This window comes from Streptomyces sp. cg35 (assembly GCF_050410835.1).
In the GTDB taxonomy this organism is placed as follows: domain Bacteria; phylum Actinomycetota; class Actinomycetes; order Streptomycetales; family Streptomycetaceae; genus Streptomyces.
The window spans coordinates 4,338,051-4,353,942 of record NZ_CP191268.1 but is presented as its reverse complement, the minus strand read 5'-3'; the positions used below and the strand labels follow the sequence as shown (position 1 = coordinate 4,353,942).

The following is a 15,892-nucleotide window of genomic DNA, read 5'->3' as shown; positions in this document are numbered from 1 at the left end:
ATTGGTCCCATCGTGTTTTCTGGTGACCGTTCTCCGGTGGCCGGTGCGGGCCCGCCGACCCGTCAGGCGGGCAGCCGTTCGAGCAGCGCCGCGAGGTCGGTGCCGGGCGGCAGCGTCCCGAAGGCGAGCCCCTGGTCGCCGGCGAGCCGCGACGCGCAGAACGTGTCGGCGACGGCGGCCGGCGCGTGCCGCACGAGCAGCGAGCCCTGCAGCACCAGCGCCGCGCGCTCGATCACCCGGCGGGCGCGCAGCGGGGCGTCCTCGGTGAGGACCAGCTGATCGCTCAACTCCCGCCAGGCAGCGTCCAGTCGGCGGTCGGCCCCGGCGGCCGCCTCGATCTCCGTACGGAAGGCGTCGAGGGACTCCGGCTCGCGGGCCAGGGCGCGCAGCATGTCGAGGGCGTTGACGTTGCCGGAGCCCTCCCAGATGCCGTTGAGCGGGGCCTCCCGGTACAGCCGCGGCATGCCTGACGCCTCGTCATAACCGTTGCCGCCGAGGCATTCCAGGGTTTCGGCGACGAAGGCGGGCTGCCGCTTGCACACCCAGTACTTGGCGACGGCGGTGGCGAGGCGCAGGAACGCGCGCTCCCGGCCGTCGCCGCGCTGCGCCCGGTCGGCGGCGCCGGCCAGCCGCAGCCCGAGGGTGGTCGCGGCCTCGGACTCCAGGGCCAGATCGCCGAGCACATTGCGCATCAGCGGCTGGTCGATGAGCTTCGCGCCGAACACCGAGCGGTGCCGGGTGTGGTGCGCGGCCTGCGCGAGCGCCTCGCGGAGGTGCCCGGCGGAGCCGAGCACACAGTCCAGGCGGGTCATCGTCACCATGTCGATGATGGTGCGCACGCCCTTGCCCTCGGCGCCGACCAGCCAGGCCACGGTGTCGTCGAACTCGGGCTCGCTGGACGCGTTGGAGCGGTTGCCGAGCTTGTCCTTGAGCCGCTGGATGCGGAAGGTGTTGCGGCTGCCGTCGGGCAGTACGCGCGGCACGAGGAAGCAGGACAGCCCGCCCGGGGCCTGCGCCAGCACGAGGAACAGGTCGTTCATCGGGGCGCTGGTGAACCACTTGTGCCCGCGCAACCGCCAGGTCCCGTCGGCCTGTTCGACGGCCGCGGTGGTGTTGGCGCGTACGTCGGTGCCGCCCTGCTTCTCCGTCATGCCCATCCCGGCGAGCAGCCCGCGCTTGCCCGCCGGGGCGCGCAGCCCCGGGTCGTAGACCGTGCCGGTGAGCAGCGGCTCGTACACCTTGGCCAGGTCGGGGGCGTGCCGCAGCGCGGGGACGACGGCGTACGTCATGGAGACCGGGCACATGTGGCCCTGCTCCATCATGGTCGCCACCATGAAGGTCGCGGCGCGCGCCACATGCGCCCCCGGCCGCTCGTCGGCCCAGGCCGTACCGGCCGCGCCGGCCCCGACGGTGGCGGTCATCAGCGCGTGGTACGCGGGATGGAAGTCGACCTCGTCGACACGGTTGCCGTACCGGTCGTGGGTCCGCAGTTCGGGTTCGTGCCGGTTGGCCTGGTCCGCCCAGGTGCGCGCCTCCTCGCTGCCGACGAGACGCCCGAAGCGGTGCAGGTCGTCGAGGTGCCACGCGGCGCCCTCCCGGCGCACCCCTTCGATCAGCACCGGGTCGTCGGCGGCGTCGTGTCCGGTCAACGGCGGTGCCTGGTTGGTCACTTCGTGCGTGACGGAGCTGGGGCGGCTGCTCGGCGTGCTCGTGCTGGTGGTCACGGTGCCTCCTCCTCGGGAGCGGATCGGGTCAGACGGCCGGGGCGCCCGCGCAGCGCAGTGCCGCCGCGGTCAGCTCGGCGAGGAGCTCGCCGTTGGTGCTGCCGTCGGCGGCGCCCAGCGGGTCGACGAGGACCTCGCCGACCGCGCCGGTGAGCGCGGCCGCGGTGATCTCGGCGTTCTGCGGCGGCAGTTGTCCCGCCGCCCGGCCCTCGCGCACCACCTCGGCGAACAGCGCGCGGTAGCGGCGGCGGAAGTCGATGCGCTCGGCGCCGACCGCGGGTTCGGCGGGAGCGGCGAGCAGGGCGTGGGCCAGGCCCCGGTTCTCCAGGGCGCGGCGGGCGAACACCTCGACGCCCCGGGCCAGCCGCTCGACGGGGTCACCGGGCCCGCGCAGCACCTCGCCGAGCACGTCCACCTCGTGCCCGGCCGCGCGCCGGAACACCTCCACGGCGAGCGCGGCCTTGGAGGGGAAGTGCTGGTAGACGGAGCCGGCCGCGATCCCCGCCGAGTCCGCGACGGCGGTCACGGACGCCTGCGCCCACCCCACTTCGGCGACGACCGCGGTGGCGCAGGCGATCAGGTGCTCCCGCGCGGCTTCGAGACGGCGGATCTCGGCGGGGGTCTTGCGGTAGGCCATGCAAGGAGTGAACCAGCATTCAGATGTTCACGCCAGGGCCGGACGTCATCCGCCGCCGGTGCGGGAGGCCGCACCGGCGAGGGTCGCCGTGCCGTCCTTGTTCAGCCGCAGCCGCATGAGGCGGCGGCCGGGTCCGCCGCGCCGTCCCGGGTCTGCGTGCCGCAACACCCGTCGCCGGCGGTGCCGGCCTCGGCGCTCTTGCCGAGGGTGTCGGCGTCGGCCTTGACCACGTACACCTCCCACGGCTCCCGGCCGGGGCCGTGGACCCAGACCTTGTCCTGGAGGGCGTAGCAGCAGGAGGTGTCGCTCTCCTCGAACGTCGCCAGGCCGGCGTCCTTGAGGCGGCCGGTGGCCGCGGCGACCTGGTCGGCGGACTCGACCTCGACGCCGAGGTGGTCGAGGCGGGTCTCCTGCCCCGGCTCGCCCTCGATGAGGACGAGCTTGAGCGGCGGTTCGGCGATCGCGAAGTTGGCGTACCCCTCGCGCCGCTTGGCCGGTTCGGTGCCGAACAGCTTCGCGTAGAAGGTGATCGACGCCTCCAGGTCGCTGACACGCAGGGCGAGCTGAGCGCGGGACATGGCGAACTCCCATCGGCTTGCATTGATGTCTGTCGAATCAGCATTGCGCTCTGTATCGAAGGATGTCAACATAGACGCATGTCGAAGCAAGAGCTGGTGGTGTGGGGGCAGGCCGACGAGGCCGACGCGTGCTGCCCGGGGTTGCTGACCGCCCCGCTGGACGAGGACCAAGCCGTCGAGCTGGCGAAAGTCTTCAAGGCCCTGGGTGATCCGGTGCGTCTGCGCCTGCTGTCGATGATCGCTTCACGGGCGGGCGGGGAGGTCTGCGTCTGCGATCTGACTCCGGCGTTCGACCTGTCGCAGCCGACCATCTCGCACCACCTCAAGCTGCTGCGGCAGGCCGGGCTGATCGACTGCGAGCGGCGCGGTACGTGGGTCTACTACTGGCTGCTGCCGGAGATGACCGACCGCCTCGCGGGCATCCTGACCCGCCCCGACCGCGCGGCCACGGCGGCCGCCACGTCATGAGCGCCGACGCACCCGGGAAGAGCCCGGCCGGCCGGCTGTCGTTCCTCGACCGCTACCTGGCCGTGTGGATCCTCGCCGCGATGGCCGTGGGACTCGGCCTGGGCCGGCTGATCCCCGGGCTCGGGAGCGCGCTGGCCACGGTGACCGTGAGCGGGGTGTCCCTGCCGATCGCGCTGGGTCTGCTCGTGATGATGTACCCGGTGCTGGCCAAGGTCCGGTACGACCGGCTCGACGCCGTGACCCGCGACCGGCGCCTGCTGCTGCCCTCGCTGCTGCTCAACTGGATCGTCGGCCCGGCCCTGATGTTCACCCTGGCCTGGATCTTCCTGCCGGACCTGCCCGAGTACCGCACCGGCCTGATCATCGTCGGCCTCGCGCGCTGCATCGCCATGGTCATCATCTGGAACGACCTGGCCTGCGGGCACCGTGAGGCGGCCGCCGTGCTGGTCGCGCTCAACTCCCTGTTCCAGGTGCTCGCGTTCTCCGCGCTCGGCTGGTTCTACCTCCAGGTCCTGCCGGGGTGGCTCGGCCTGGACCGGACCCGACTCGACGTGTCCGTAGGGGAGATCACCCGCAGCGTCCTCGTCTTCCTCGGCATCCCGCTCGTGGCCGGCTACCTCACCCGCCGCATCGGCGAGAGGGCCAAGGGGCGTGCCTGGTACGAGGCGAGGCTGATCCCGCGCATCGGCCCGTTCGCCCTGTACGGGCTGCTGTTCACCATCGTCGTCCTCTTCGCCCTCCAGGGCGACGCCCTCACCTCACGGCCCCTCGACGTGGCCCGTATCGCACTGCCCCTGCTCGTCTACTTCGTGCTCATGTGGGCCGGATCCATGCTGCTGGGCAGGGCGGTCGGCCTCGACCACCCGCGCGCCACCACGCTCGCGTTCACGGCCGCGGGCAACAACTTCGAGCTCGCCATCGCCGTCGCGATCGCCACCTTCGGTGCCTCCTCCGGCCAGGCGCTCGCCGGTGTCGTCGGCCCGCTCATCGAAGTGCCCGTACTGATCGGCCTCGTCCACGTCGCCCTGTACGCGCGCCGCTACTTCACCGCCCCCACCGCTGTCGCACCGCAGGAAGAGCCCACCCGTGCCTGACACCCCGCCCCGGCCGTCCGTGCTGTTCGTCTGCGTCCACAACGCCGGGCGCTCCCAGATGGCCGCCGCCTTTCTCACCCACCTCGCCGGCGACCGCGTACAGGTCCGCTCGGCGGGCTCCGCCCCGGCCGACACGGTCAACCCGGCCGTGGTCGAAGCGCTCGCCGAAGTCGGCATCGACATCGCGGCCGAGGTCCCCAAGATCCTCACCGCACAAGCCGTCCAGGCCTCCGACGTTGTCATCACCATGGGCTGCGGCGACACCTGTCCCGTCTTCCCCGGCAAGCGCTACCTCGACTGGCAGCTCCCCGACCCCGCGGGCCAGGGCGTCGACGCCGTCCGCCCCATCCGCGACGAGATCGAACGACGGGTCAGGGCGCTCATCGGGGAGCTCGCCCCGGAGGGCTGATCGCAGCGGACAGCACAAAGGACCGGGCAGACGACCCGGGCTGTGTCAAAGGCGGCCATACTGCCGACATGGGCATGGACCCGTGGGACGGACGGCACGCCGCACACGACGGCGCACAGGCCGAGGACAGGCGCGGGCAGGATGCCGATCGGCAGCAACGGATGGCCGACGAGCGGGACCGCACCGCTGACGCCCGCGAGGCCATCGCCGATGAGCGGGAAGCCATCGCCGATCGACGCGAAGCCTCCGCGGATCAGCGGGAAGCCACGGTGAGCGCGTGGCAGGACCAACTCGTCGCCTGGCAGCGGCGGCTGGACTCACGGCGTCGCGCGGCAGGAGATCCGACCCCCGGCGTGCGGGAGCGCTCGTACGAACTGATCGTCCGGTCCCGGGGCCTGCTCGCGGCCAGTCAGGAGCGCCTGGACCGCGTCCAGGCGGCACTGCTCCGCGCGGATGCGACCGACCTGCGGGAACAGGACGCCATCGACCGGGAGACGGATGCCTCCCTCACGCGGATGACCGCGCAGGAGGTGGCGTCACCGCGGAGCCTGGAGACCCTGGCGGACCGGTTCCGGGAGCAGGCCACCGCAGCGGCCGAGGCACTGGCCACAGCCGAGGACGCCCTGGCCGACCGGCACGAACGACATCACCGGGCCCAGCAGGCCGCCGAACACCGCCACCGTGCCGAGCGGGCACGCACCGCGGCCGCCACCCTGCGTGCCCGCCCCGGGCCACGCGAGGGCTAGGGCCGCGCAGCTGCATGGGCAGGTCGGCGGTCCCGGTGAAGTCCTGTGCGCGGGCCGGTGCGGAGCAGTCCGGCAGCGAAAGGGCCCGGCCCTGACCGACGAGAGCGTTGATCGCGACCACGAAGTCGAACACCGCCGGCAGGGCGAAGATGCTCCCCACCATGATCCATCCACCGTCTCGGGGACGACCGCCATGTCGATGCGGAACTGAACGGGTATGCGCCGGTCGTCGGGGCCGAACTGCCACAGGGAACGCCCCTTCGTCCCGGCCGGCCCGATGGTGGCGAACGCAGGGGTACGCCCTCCGGGCCGGACGAGCAGGACGGCTTCGCCGCCCCCTCGACGGGGCGTGGCAGCAGCATGCCCGGACTGTGGCCCCGCGCGTCCGGGCCGCTCGTCCGGACGGCCCAACTATGTGACAGATCATCATTTAAGGTGCGCGCCAATCCACTTAGGCGGACCTTGTGGACGTACGGTCGCCGGAAGATTCCATGACATAGGTGGAGGACCGGCACATGCCCAGACATCGGCACGCCCTGACGCGATGGCCCCTGGGCATCGCGACCGTGCTGAGCCTGTTGTTCGGCTCGCAGGCGGCGGCCGTCCCGCTGGCCCCCGCGGCGGACGACCCCAAGAGCGCCGTCGGCATCACCAAGACCAATGATGCCGACGGCCCCCTGGAGCCGGGCGATTCCTTCACCTACACGATCAACGGTCAGTGCTCCGGCCTCACGGTCGACTGCGTCGACTTCACCGTCACCGACACGCTCCCGGCGGGGCTGGAGGTGACGAGCCTTCCGCAGTCCACCACCACGCGGGACGTCACGTACGACGAGGCGACCCGGCAACTGACCGTCGTCTACAAGCAGCCCCTGCAGAACCCGGCGGGCAAGACCGGCCTGCGGGCCGGGCAGGCGGGCGCCGTCGAGATCGGGATGCGGCTGCCGGCCGACACCCAGGCGGCGGACGGCTCCACCATCACCAACACCGCCGAGGTCTCCGCGGACAACGCGGACCCGAAGGACTCCAGCACGGACGTCACCGTCTCCATCCCGCGCGTGGTCAAGCCGGTGGCCACCAAGACGTGGGAGGACGGTTCGGCGGTCGCGGGCAGCGCAGAGGCGTCCACGATCACGCTGGGCGTGCGCAACAACTCCTCGTCGTCCGCCGAGGTCACCGAGCTGTCGGTGTCCGACACGACCGCGGACACCTTCGAGTACTTCGACTTCACTTCGGCCACGGTGACCGCGTTCCCCAAGGGCGCCGACCAGGCCCACCTGGTGGTCACCACCGCGGACGGCACCCAGCACACCGGCGCCACCATCACCGCCCCTGGCGAACTTCCGCTGCCGGCCGGTGTCGACCCGGGCGACGTGGTCGGCTTCGAGGTCGTCTTCACCAACAGCAACGGCGACCCGCTCCCGTACGACGAAACCGGCGGCACCGTCGAGGTCGCCATGAAGCTGCGCGACACCAAGCGCTCCGACGGCTCCCCGCTGAAGCCCACCGACAAGATCACCGTCGACAACTGCGCGACCCCGGCCGTCGAGGAGACCACCGAGGGCGACGTCAAGGGTGACCCGGTCTGCGCCCCCTACGACATCCTGCCGGACATCCTGGTGCTCCAGCCGACCAAGCGGTTCTACCCGGACACCAACGGCGACTTCGGCCAGGACACCGGCGAGCACGCGGTGCTCGGCGAGAACTCACCGGTCAGCACCGAGGTCGACGTGAAGAACGCGTCGCCGTTCCCGGTGAAGTCGATCACCATCACGGAGCCGTCGGCGGACACCACCAGCGAGTTCGACAAGCTCGACGTCGACAAGGTCCGCCTGCGCTTCCCCGACGGGGCCACCGAGGCGAAGCTGACGGTCACCTGCGCAGACGGGTCCACCGAGGAAGAGACCTACACGCAGAACGCGACCTACGAGGTGCCCGAAACCTGCCGGCAGGTCACCAAGGTCGAGGTCACGTACACGGGGGTGGACGACGACGGCAACCCGACCATCAAGGAGGGCGCCACCGCCGGTCTCGACCTGCACGGCACCCTGACCGACGACGTCACCGCGGAGGACCTGCCCTTGGGCACCAGCCCGGGCGTCGACAACTGCGCCGCCTACACGGGCGACGCGGGCCGCACCGACGGCAGTGGCACCGCCTCCGGCGACGCCTGCAAGACGCTGCCGATCGAGGAGCCGAACACCTCGGGCAGCGGAACGAAGGACTCCTCGCAGAACGACATCCCGGCCGACCAGCCGATCACGATGAACCTGAAGGTCACCAACAACGGCAACAAGCCGCTGGTCTCCCCGGTCGTCACCGACCCCACGGCGAACCCGGACGGCTCGCCGTCGACGACGAACAACCCGTTCGACGTCGTCCAGATCGACTCCGTCACCGTCAGCCCGTCGGACGCGCCGGTCGAGCTGGAGCTGTGGGACCCGACGGCCGGCGGCGGAAGCGGCGCCTGGGTGCCCTACGACGCGAACGACGCCGACCTGCTCGAGCGCGCGAAGGGTGTGCGCGGCAGCTACCAGGGCGAGATGGCGCCACAGAGCGAGTTCACCCTCACCATCGTCGCCGAGCGGCGTCCGGGTGTTCCCGACGGCACCACCCTGCAGAACTGCTACTCGATCGACGCGGGCGGCGACTACACGCCCGGTGCCCCGGTCTGCGGTCCCTCCATGGACACCGCGCCCGCCTCCGACTCGGCGTCGCTGAACAAGTCGATCAGCCCGGGCACGCTGCCCGAGTACGTGCCGGGCCTGCCGCGCCAGCACGCCGACATGACCCTCACTGTCGCCAACACCGGCAACATGTCCGCCAAGTACCTGCAGATGACCGACCGCGACGAGGACTTCTTCGACGCCGTCGACCTCGTCTCCATCAAGTCCGACCAGATGCCGGCCGGCGCCGACCGCGTACAGATCGACGCCTACGTGAACGGCGCCTGGGTCAACGGCACCCCCGCCTCCTCGGCCGCCCTCCCGGCCGGGGTGAACGCGGGCGACGTCACGGGCATCCGCGCCACCTACTCCTCCACCAGCACCAACAACGACGGCTATGTCATCAAGCCCGAGTGCGCGGGCCAGAGCTGCTCCGGCATTCTCGTCCTCGACATCAGCCCCCGCGAAAAGCTGCGCTCCACCGGCAAGCCGGTCCCCAGCCACCTGGAGGACACGGTCAGCGGGTCGTTCCTCACCAAGCTGGAGGCCGAGGACAGCCCCAAGGCCATCGACCCGGTCGACGCCACGCTCAACCTGGTCAAGGGCGACCCGGTCATCGACGTCAGCAAGACCCCCGACACCGTCCTGGCCCCCGGCGAGGACGCCCCGTTCTACCTGAAGGTCACCAACACGGGCACCGCGAACGTGCCGGACCTGGTCGTCAAGGACGCGCTGCCGCAGGGCATCGCCTTCGTCGACACGTTCCAGGGCGACGACGGACAGCCGTACAAGATCATCGACGCGAAGGTGCCCGACGGCACCCCGGCCGTCCCCACCCCGGCCTTCACCAAGACCAACACCGGCGACCGGGTCTCCGGCCTCACCTGGGACTTCTCCGAGGACGACGACGGCAAGGCGTGGAACTTCGCCCCCGGCGCCACCTTCACCATCGAGATCCACGTCAGGCTGGAGGCCGGGATCGACGCCGGTGACGTCGTCACCAACACCATGGGCGCCACCTCCTCCGACCCCGACCTCGCCTGCGACGGCACGTCGCAGACCGACGGTGACTTCGGCTCCGGCCTCTACTGCGTGGCCGACGCCACCCTGACCGCGAAGTCCGGCGCCGCGTTCCAGGCCCGCAAGTGGGTCTCCGGCAACGACAGCCTCGGCTGGTACAACACCTCGACCGGCAGGACGGTCCCGGTCGGCGACGACTCCTGCCTGTCCACGACCGACTCGACCGGCCGCCGCTACACGGCCAACCCGTGCATCGCGCTCGTCAACCCCGGCGACCAGTACCACTACCTGATGCGCATCCAGAACGCCGGCACCGAATCCGGCACGGCCCTGCGCATCGTCGACCGCTTCCCCGTCCAGGGCGACAAGGGCGTCCTCCTCGACCAGGACCGCGGCACCGCCTGGGACGAGCGCCCCACCCTCGCCTCCCGCCCGCAGCTCGACGGGCCCGGCACGATGACCACCACGTACGAGAACGACGAGCCCCTGTGCACCGACGACCTCGACATGGGCGGTGCCGGCTCCAGCGCCGACCGATGCCCGTCGGACACCTGGGACGACGCGTACGGCCCGCGGGCCCGGGGAGCGGAGATGCAGCTCACCTTCGCCCCGGCGCTCGCCCCGGGCGGCACCGTGAACATCACCTACGCGATGGACACCCCGCTCGACGTCACCAAGAACGGCGACCCGACCATCGCCTGGAACTCCTACGCCCACAACGAGACCACCGACCGCGCAGGATCCCCGCGCGTCCTGCAGGCCAACGAGCCGATCCAGGTCGGTGTCGCCCTCGCCTACGGCGACCTGAAGCTGGTCAAGCGCCTCGGCGCCCACCCCTCGCAGCTGGACGGGCCGCTCAAGAAGGTCCCGTTCCCGTTCCACGTCACCTGCGTCATCCACCCCCAGGGCGGCCGCGACCGCACCGTGATCGACAAGGACTACCGGGTCTCCGTCGACAAGCCCGTCACCATCGAGGGCATCCCCGCCGGAGCGGAGTGCGAGGTCTGGGAGACCTCGGCGCGCGGCGGACAGGCGAACCACACCGCCGACAACCCGGTGCAGGTCACCATCAAGCCCGGCATCGGAAAGACGTCCGTCCAAACGGCAGCGGTCACCAACACCTACGAGTTCGGCGCCCTGCAGCTGATCAAGTCGGTCGACGGCGACGCCGCAGACTACGCGGACGGCCGCACCTTCACGGTCGACGTCTCCTGCGCTCTGCCGAACGCGGCCGGGAACGCCAGTGACCTCGTGCTCCACAAGACGTACGAGGTGAGCGCCGAGGAGCCCGTCACCATCAAGCCTCTCCCGGTCAACTCCCGCTGCTGGGCCGAGGAAGTGGACACCGGTGGAGCCGCCGAAGCGGTCGTCGACCACGGCTCGGCCGACAACCCGGTGATCATCACGGCAGACGGCGACGCGGCCGTCACGGTCACCAACACCTTCCCCGCCGGACAGATCACCGTCACCAAGCACGTCGTGAACGGCAGCGCCGGACCGTACGCGTTCGAGCTGTCCTGCACCACCGGCCAGGGCGACGTCCCGCTCGCCCCGGGCGACCGGTCCTTCGAGCTGAGCGACGGCGAGAGCCGCACGGTCAGCGTGCCGCAGGGAGCCGAGTGCACCGTCGAGGAGACGGATGTGCCGGGCGGCGACACCGTCACCTACACCGCGTCCGACGGCGGTGACGACGGGCAGGTCGTCGTCGATGACAAGGCGGCGGTCGACGTCACCAACACCTTCGACACGACTCCGGACACGCCTGGCCACCACGACCACGGCAAGGACCACCTGGCCGACACCGGGTCGTGGGACTGGACGGTGATCGGCGCCCTGATCTCGGCACTGGCCCTGGCGGCCGGATTCGCGGTCCGCAGGTTCTCCCGCAAGCGCGTCGCCTGAGTCGTTCCGCACCGAACACGTCGAGGCCCCGGGCAAGTCCATCGCCCGGGGCCTCGACGTATGCCAATCGAGAAACCAGCGTCGAAGCCCGGCAGAAACCGCCCTTGAGGGCCTTCCAGGAGCGTCCTGGAGCGGTGCGGGGCCGTGGCCGGGGTGACCTGCCTGCCCCCCTTCCTCGCGCCCTCACCGTGCCCAACCACTGCCTGGACCATCCCTTTTCGCACCCGCTGAGCTGCGATTACGGCGGTAGTTTTCGTTGCGTTCCCACCCCCCCTTTTCACCTGGAGTGCGCCTTGCCCAGTCCTGCCCAGAACACGACGGACACCGAGCACTCCACGCCCGGGCCGGCCGCCCGCACCAAGCTGCTGATCTTCCTTGTCCTGGCCGGGCTGACGGCACTGCCCTCGCTGTCGTCGTACAGCTCACCCTGACGTCATGCCTGGTCGGCATGGCCCTGGGCCAGCTCGTCGTCGGCCCGCTCAGCGACCGGCTCGGCCGCCGACGCCCCCTGCTCACCGGCATGACGCTCTACACCCTCGCCTCCATCGCCTGCTGATCGGCCTGCGCTTCGTCCAGGGCGCCGCCGGGGCCGCGGGCGTGGTCATCGCGCGTGCCGTCGTACGCGATCTGTACGAGGGAGTGGAGATCGCCAAGGTCTTCTCGTCCCTGATGCTGATCTCCGGCGTCGCACCCGTCATCGCCCCGCTCTTCGGCGCCCAGCTCCTGCACGTCACCGACTGGCGCGGCGTCTTTGTCGCGCTGGCCGTGCTCGGCCTGCTCCTGGTGCTGCTCGTCGTACGCAGCCTGCCCGAATCCCTGGAACCCGCCGCACGCCGCCGCCGTGGCGTGGGGCTCGGCGAGATGGGCAAGCTCCTGCGGGACCGGATCTTCGTCGGCTGTCTGATCGCCGCGAGCGGAGCGTTCGCGGCGTTCTTCGCCTACCTCGCCGCCTCGCCCTTCGTCCTCCAGGACCTCTACGGCGCGTCCCCGCAGACCTACGCCCTGCTGTTCGGCCTCAACGCCGTCGGCATGGTCGGCGTCGGCCAGCTCAACGGCCGTCTCCTGGTGGGCAAGTTCCCCGTCCACGCCATCGTGACCGCCGGACTGGCGTTGCTCACCCTCGCCGGCGTGGCCCTGCTCGCCCTCGCCACCGGCCGCCTCGGCACCCCGGGCCTCGCGCCGGTCTGCGTGGTGCTGTTCGTCCTGGTCTCCAGCCTCGGCCTGCTCATCGGCAACGCCAACGCCCTTGCGATGAACCGCACCAAGCACGCGGCCGGCGCCGCCTCCGCACTCCTCGGCGCCTCGTCGTTCCTCATCGGCGCACTCGTCTCGCCCCTCGCCGGCATCTCCGCCGGCGCGACGCCCATGGCCCTCATCCAGACGATCGCCGCAGCTGCCGCACTGACCGGCTTCACCGTCCTGACCCGCGGCCGTCCGGCCGGTGCCGACAGCGAGTGATGCTCAGCAGTACGCCTGCCGGCAGTTGTGCGCCGGACTGCAAAGCAGGCTGGTTGCCCGCAGTTCCCCGTGGTTGCCGTGCCGGATCGGCGACCCCGAAAGGGCGGAGCCGCATCACCGACGGTGCGGCTCCGCCCCCGAGGTCAGCGCTGACAGTCACTTCAACGTGACGCAGGCCTTCGTGGTGTAGCCCTTGAACTGCCCGCAGAACTTGGTTCCCTTGGGGAAACTCAGGCCACTGCTGTGAAAGCGCTCGCCCCACTGGGCTTCGTACCAGTGATCGTTGTCCTGCGAGCCGTATGGAGCCTTCCGCCAGGACTTGCCGACGTGAGCCGAACCACCCGGCTTCTTGTACAGCCAGCGGCCGTACTTGGTGCCGATGTGCCTGGACACGTTCTTGTCGATGGCGATCATGCTGATGGCCCGCTTGGTGGTGCCCGCCCTGGGCTGGTAGGTCACGATGATGGCGTAGTTGCCGTTGTGTGCGACTACCTGCTTCTCGGGCGCCGCCTGCGCGGTGGGTGCACTCAGGAGTGCGATGGCGGTGCTGGTGGCAAAGACGCCCGCAGCGATGCCGGCGCGCGTTCGCTTGACTGGTTGCATGGTGATGTCACCCCGTGGTGAAGCATTCGATCTTGGTCAGGGTGCATGCTACGTGCGCCTTCGGCGCAGGACCTTGGGCCAACGCCGAACCGTCGCAGCACCTGAACCGGCTGGTCACATGCGGAAGATCCAGCGTCTTGGGGCAGGTCGCGGGCCGCGAACGTTCACCCGCCATGTGGCACCCGCCGATATCGCCGCCGGGCCCTTGCAAGGGATCAGGCGCAGATAGGGCGTCTTGCCCGGCCGCCGTGACCACTGCACGGACGCCTGAGGCCGGCCGGAGCCACCGTCGTCCGCTGCCGTTGATGTCAGCGATGGATGTCAGACGACGAGCCTGGACTCGGCTAGGGGCGCCGGTAGGTTCCCGGTCTGTTCTGGGAGGCACTCAGAGGCCGCGTAGTGCCTCGTACAGGTCGCCGTAGGCTTCCCAACAGTCGACGCTGCCGTCGTCGTACAGGCTGCCCATGTACCAGTCGTCGTCATCGACAGGCCTCACGAGACACAGGCTGTGGAACCCGAGAACGATCTCTGGGCGTGGCATCCCGTGGGCCCCATCGACGCTGACCCACTTCACCGGCCGATCGGGGCCCAGGGCGACAGCCGCCCGGTCCCCTGAGACATCGCGGATCTGCTGAAGAGTCCATCCCTGGGGCAGTCGGGCGTCGGCCATCCACGGATGATCTCACCCTGTGGCACGGAAACCGGATGATCAAGCAGTTGGCACGGATGGGGCACGCGGCGACTGAGCGAGAGCGCACAGCAAAAAGGCCCGGGTCGATGACCTGGGCCTTGTACAGCCGGTGCCAGCCGAAGCTTTGTCCTTCCTCGGGTGGGCTGAGGCCGATCGGCCCGGCAGGCGACCTCTAGGCCTGCTCCACCAGTTCCATCGCGATGGGCGCGGCGGACTCGATCTCGATCGTGGCCGCTTCGTCCTCCTGCAGGGCGTCAGAGGAAGCGTCGACGGGGAGTACGACCAGCCTCGTGTGCGGTCGAGGAAGCCGACCCAGGTCCAAGGGCGGATCGTGGCGCCGGATGTCGACGACACGAACGAGCGTCTCGGGAATGCTGACGCTGCACGAGTCCCCACGGTTCAGGTATTGAGGGCTCGGCTCGGTGCGAAACAGCGTGTACGACCACTCCCACGAGCCAGGGTCGACAGGGAAGGCCACTTGGCCGTTCCATCGGAACCGGGAGTCCGGATCGATCTTCTCCCAGGGCCACTCCACAGAGATGTAGGAGCCCCGAACATCGGCAACTCGCGCGCTCGCCGGCGAGCAACTCACTCTCAGTACATCGCCTACCCGGTAGACCGGTCGACCGACTTCGCGCTTCACCCGCTGTTCCTCACATGTCTGATCCGTATCCGAAGGCTACGGCTGGTTGTTGCCTTCTTCTTGCCCTGGGTCTTGTCGGGGATCTCAGAGGCCTGCGTTGTTGCAGCTCTGGGGGTTGGACGCGGTCGTCTGAGTGGTCGTCATTGGTCGTTGTCGGCCTCCGTTGAGCGACCTCGGACGGCCCCGAGACGGCCCAGACAACGACCCGCTGACCTACGAGCTGATGGGTAGCTCCCGCGCTCGCTGGCGTGCCTGGGCCCGTAGTTCCTTCAAGCGGATGTGGAACGCGTTGTGGCGGTTCGTCGACTGGCACATGTCCACCGAGTGTGGCCACTTCCCGAAAGCCGCCGCTGCCCGCTCGTGACCGTGATTCCCTGTGAGTTCCTGGTCTATCGGGCACGGGTGGGGCACGACCGCAGGCAGGCTCGCGGGCTCAGCACTTCTTCTTCAGCACGTTGTAGAAGTCGTCGGCGAACTCGTCTTCCGACTCCTGCGATGCGTATGACGGGATCTTGATCGGGTGCTGCGGGTCGTGCGCGCGGTATGCCTCGCAGTACTCGGTGCGCTCATCCTTGGTGCTCTTGTACCAGGCGCCTTCCCCGGCCGATCTGGTCGGACGCAGTTCAGGCTTCTCCTGCGCGCAGGCCGTAAGCAGAGTGGCTGACAGGATCGCCACGGTGAGCATGGGCGCGCGCTTCATGATGCCTCCGCAGGATTGAGACCATGATTTTGGGGGCTTGGCCTACGAGGCGGTTTGCTGGTTGAGGCTTCGTGCCCGGTGCACCCCTCAGCCGCCCGTGCGGCCGTCGGACTCCCCGAAGAGCGACAGCGTGAGGTCGCCGACGGGCTCGACGCGATGGTGCGCGCTCGGCGTGCGAAGGACCACAAGGGCACGCCCGAACAGAGCTAGTGGTGCGGCTGTGGTGCGCGCCCCGCCCACGGTCCGGGCAACAAAGAACCCCCGGGTCGATGACCTGGGGGTTTCACATGGAGCGGGTGACGAGAATCGAACTCGCACTCTCAGCTTGGGAAGCTGATGTTCTACCACTAAACTACACCCGCGTAGTACGGCCGCTGAAGCGGCTTTGTACTGGCGGTCACTCTACCTCATGCCGGGTCCCGGGCGCTTGCGCCTCGGGGCCCGGCTGCGTTGTGACGCATGGATGTGACTGCGGGTGAAGGGAGTTGAGGCGTACGGTGGGGGAACCGCCAGAGGGTTGTCCACGGTCGGAGTGCCGCCTGGATCGGCGTCC

Annotated in this window: 15 protein-coding genes and 1 tRNA gene; 8 read left to right on the top strand and 8 right to left on the bottom strand. The window is 70.0% G+C overall.

Translation table 11 applies throughout. From position 1 onward, the window contains the following. Positions 1 to 62: 62 nt before the first annotated feature. From ACQUQD_RS19745 to ACQUQD_RS19735, 3 genes are all read right to left on the bottom strand, one after another. Positions 63 to 1,724, bottom strand: coding sequence for an acyl-CoA dehydrogenase family protein (locus ACQUQD_RS19745; RefSeq protein WP_428953439.1), 1,662 nt, complete (start codon positions 1,722 to 1,724; stop codon positions 63 to 65). A gap of 28 nt (positions 1,725 to 1,752) precedes the next feature. Beyond that, complete coding sequence (locus ACQUQD_RS19740) at positions 1,753 to 2,361, bottom strand: TetR/AcrR family transcriptional regulator (RefSeq protein WP_428953438.1); 609 nt, start codon at positions 2,359 to 2,361, stop codon at positions 1,753 to 1,755. Positions 2,362 to 2,462: 101 nt separating this feature from the next. Beyond that, positions 2,463 to 2,939: an ArsI/CadI family heavy metal resistance metalloenzyme gene (locus ACQUQD_RS19735; protein WP_428953437.1), complete on the bottom strand. Its 477-nt coding sequence runs from the start codon at positions 2,937 to 2,939 to the stop codon at positions 2,463 to 2,465. Between the two features lie 78 nt (positions 2,940 to 3,017). Between ACQUQD_RS19735 and ACQUQD_RS19730 the strand changes: the two genes are divergently transcribed. The 8 genes from ACQUQD_RS19730 to ACQUQD_RS19695 all read left to right on the top strand — a co-directional run bounded on the left by ACQUQD_RS19730 (position 3,018) and on the right by ACQUQD_RS19695 (position 12,702). Then, positions 3,018 to 3,407: an ArsR/SmtB family transcription factor gene (locus tag ACQUQD_RS19730; RefSeq protein WP_428953436.1), complete on the top strand. Its 390-nt coding sequence runs from the start codon at positions 3,018 to 3,020 to the stop codon at positions 3,405 to 3,407. Continuing rightward, on the top strand, positions 3,404 to 4,501 hold the full coding sequence (arsB, locus tag ACQUQD_RS19725; protein ID WP_428953435.1) for an ACR3 family arsenite efflux transporter: 1,098 nt from the start codon (positions 3,404 to 3,406) through the stop codon (positions 4,499 to 4,501). Before ACQUQD_RS19730 ends, arsB begins: the two co-directional genes overlap by 4 nt. Then, positions 4,494 to 4,910 (top strand): arsenate reductase ArsC, encoded by a 417-nt coding sequence (locus tag ACQUQD_RS19720; RefSeq protein ID WP_428953434.1) that lies wholly within the window; start codon positions 4,494 to 4,496, stop codon positions 4,908 to 4,910. The genes arsB and ACQUQD_RS19720 overlap by 8 nt, the downstream gene beginning before the upstream one ends. A gap of 68 nt (positions 4,911 to 4,978) precedes the next feature. Then, positions 4,979 to 5,656 carry a hypothetical protein gene (locus ACQUQD_RS19715; protein ID WP_428953433.1) on the top strand — a complete coding sequence of 226 codons (678 nt, stop codon included), beginning with the start codon at positions 4,979 to 4,981 and terminating at the stop codon, positions 5,654 to 5,656. Positions 5,657 to 6,171: 515 nt separating this feature from the next. Continuing rightward, positions 6,172 to 11,244, top strand: a complete 5,073-nt coding sequence (locus tag ACQUQD_RS19710) for a DUF5979 domain-containing protein (RefSeq protein WP_428953432.1) — start codon at positions 6,172 to 6,174, stop codon at positions 11,242 to 11,244. 293 nt (positions 11,245 to 11,537) lie between these two features. Next, the gene (locus ACQUQD_RS19705; protein WP_428953431.1) at positions 11,538 to 11,675 is read left to right on the top strand and encodes a hypothetical protein; all 138 of its coding nucleotides are present in this window, start codon (positions 11,538 to 11,540) and stop codon (positions 11,673 to 11,675) included. A 17-nt stretch (positions 11,676 to 11,692) separates the two neighbouring features. After that, positions 11,693 to 11,800 (top strand): hypothetical protein, encoded by a 108-nt coding sequence (locus ACQUQD_RS19700; protein WP_428953429.1) that lies wholly within the window; start codon positions 11,693 to 11,695, stop codon positions 11,798 to 11,800. 41 nt (positions 11,801 to 11,841) lie between these two features. Continuing rightward, positions 11,842 to 12,702, top strand: a complete 861-nt coding sequence (locus tag ACQUQD_RS19695) for an MFS transporter (RefSeq protein WP_428953428.1) — start codon at positions 11,842 to 11,844, stop codon at positions 12,700 to 12,702. A 156-nt stretch (positions 12,703 to 12,858) separates the two neighbouring features. On the opposite strand, the gene ACQUQD_RS19690 is transcribed toward ACQUQD_RS19695, so the two are convergent. The 5 genes from ACQUQD_RS19690 to ACQUQD_RS19670 all read right to left on the bottom strand — a co-directional run bounded on the left by ACQUQD_RS19690 (position 12,859) and on the right by ACQUQD_RS19670 (position 15,701). Next, positions 12,859 to 13,305, bottom strand: coding sequence for a hypothetical protein (locus ACQUQD_RS19690; RefSeq protein ID WP_428953427.1), 447 nt, complete (start codon positions 13,303 to 13,305; stop codon positions 12,859 to 12,861). Between the two features lie 385 nt (positions 13,306 to 13,690). After that, a complete protein-coding gene (locus ACQUQD_RS19685; RefSeq protein WP_428953426.1) occupies positions 13,691 to 13,975 on the bottom strand; it encodes a hypothetical protein in 285 nt (94 codons plus the stop codon). A gap of 193 nt (positions 13,976 to 14,168) precedes the next feature. Further along, a complete protein-coding gene (locus ACQUQD_RS19680; RefSeq protein ID WP_428953425.1) occupies positions 14,169 to 14,639 on the bottom strand; it encodes a hypothetical protein in 471 nt (156 codons plus the stop codon). A 433-nt stretch (positions 14,640 to 15,072) separates the two neighbouring features. Further along, the gene (locus ACQUQD_RS19675; RefSeq protein ID WP_428953424.1) at positions 15,073 to 15,339 is read right to left on the bottom strand and encodes a hypothetical protein; all 267 of its coding nucleotides are present in this window, start codon (positions 15,337 to 15,339) and stop codon (positions 15,073 to 15,075) included. 288 nt (positions 15,340 to 15,627) lie between these two features. Beyond that, positions 15,628 to 15,701: transfer RNA gene (locus tag ACQUQD_RS19670), tRNA-Gly, on the bottom strand. Positions 15,702 to 15,892 lie beyond the last annotated feature (191 nt).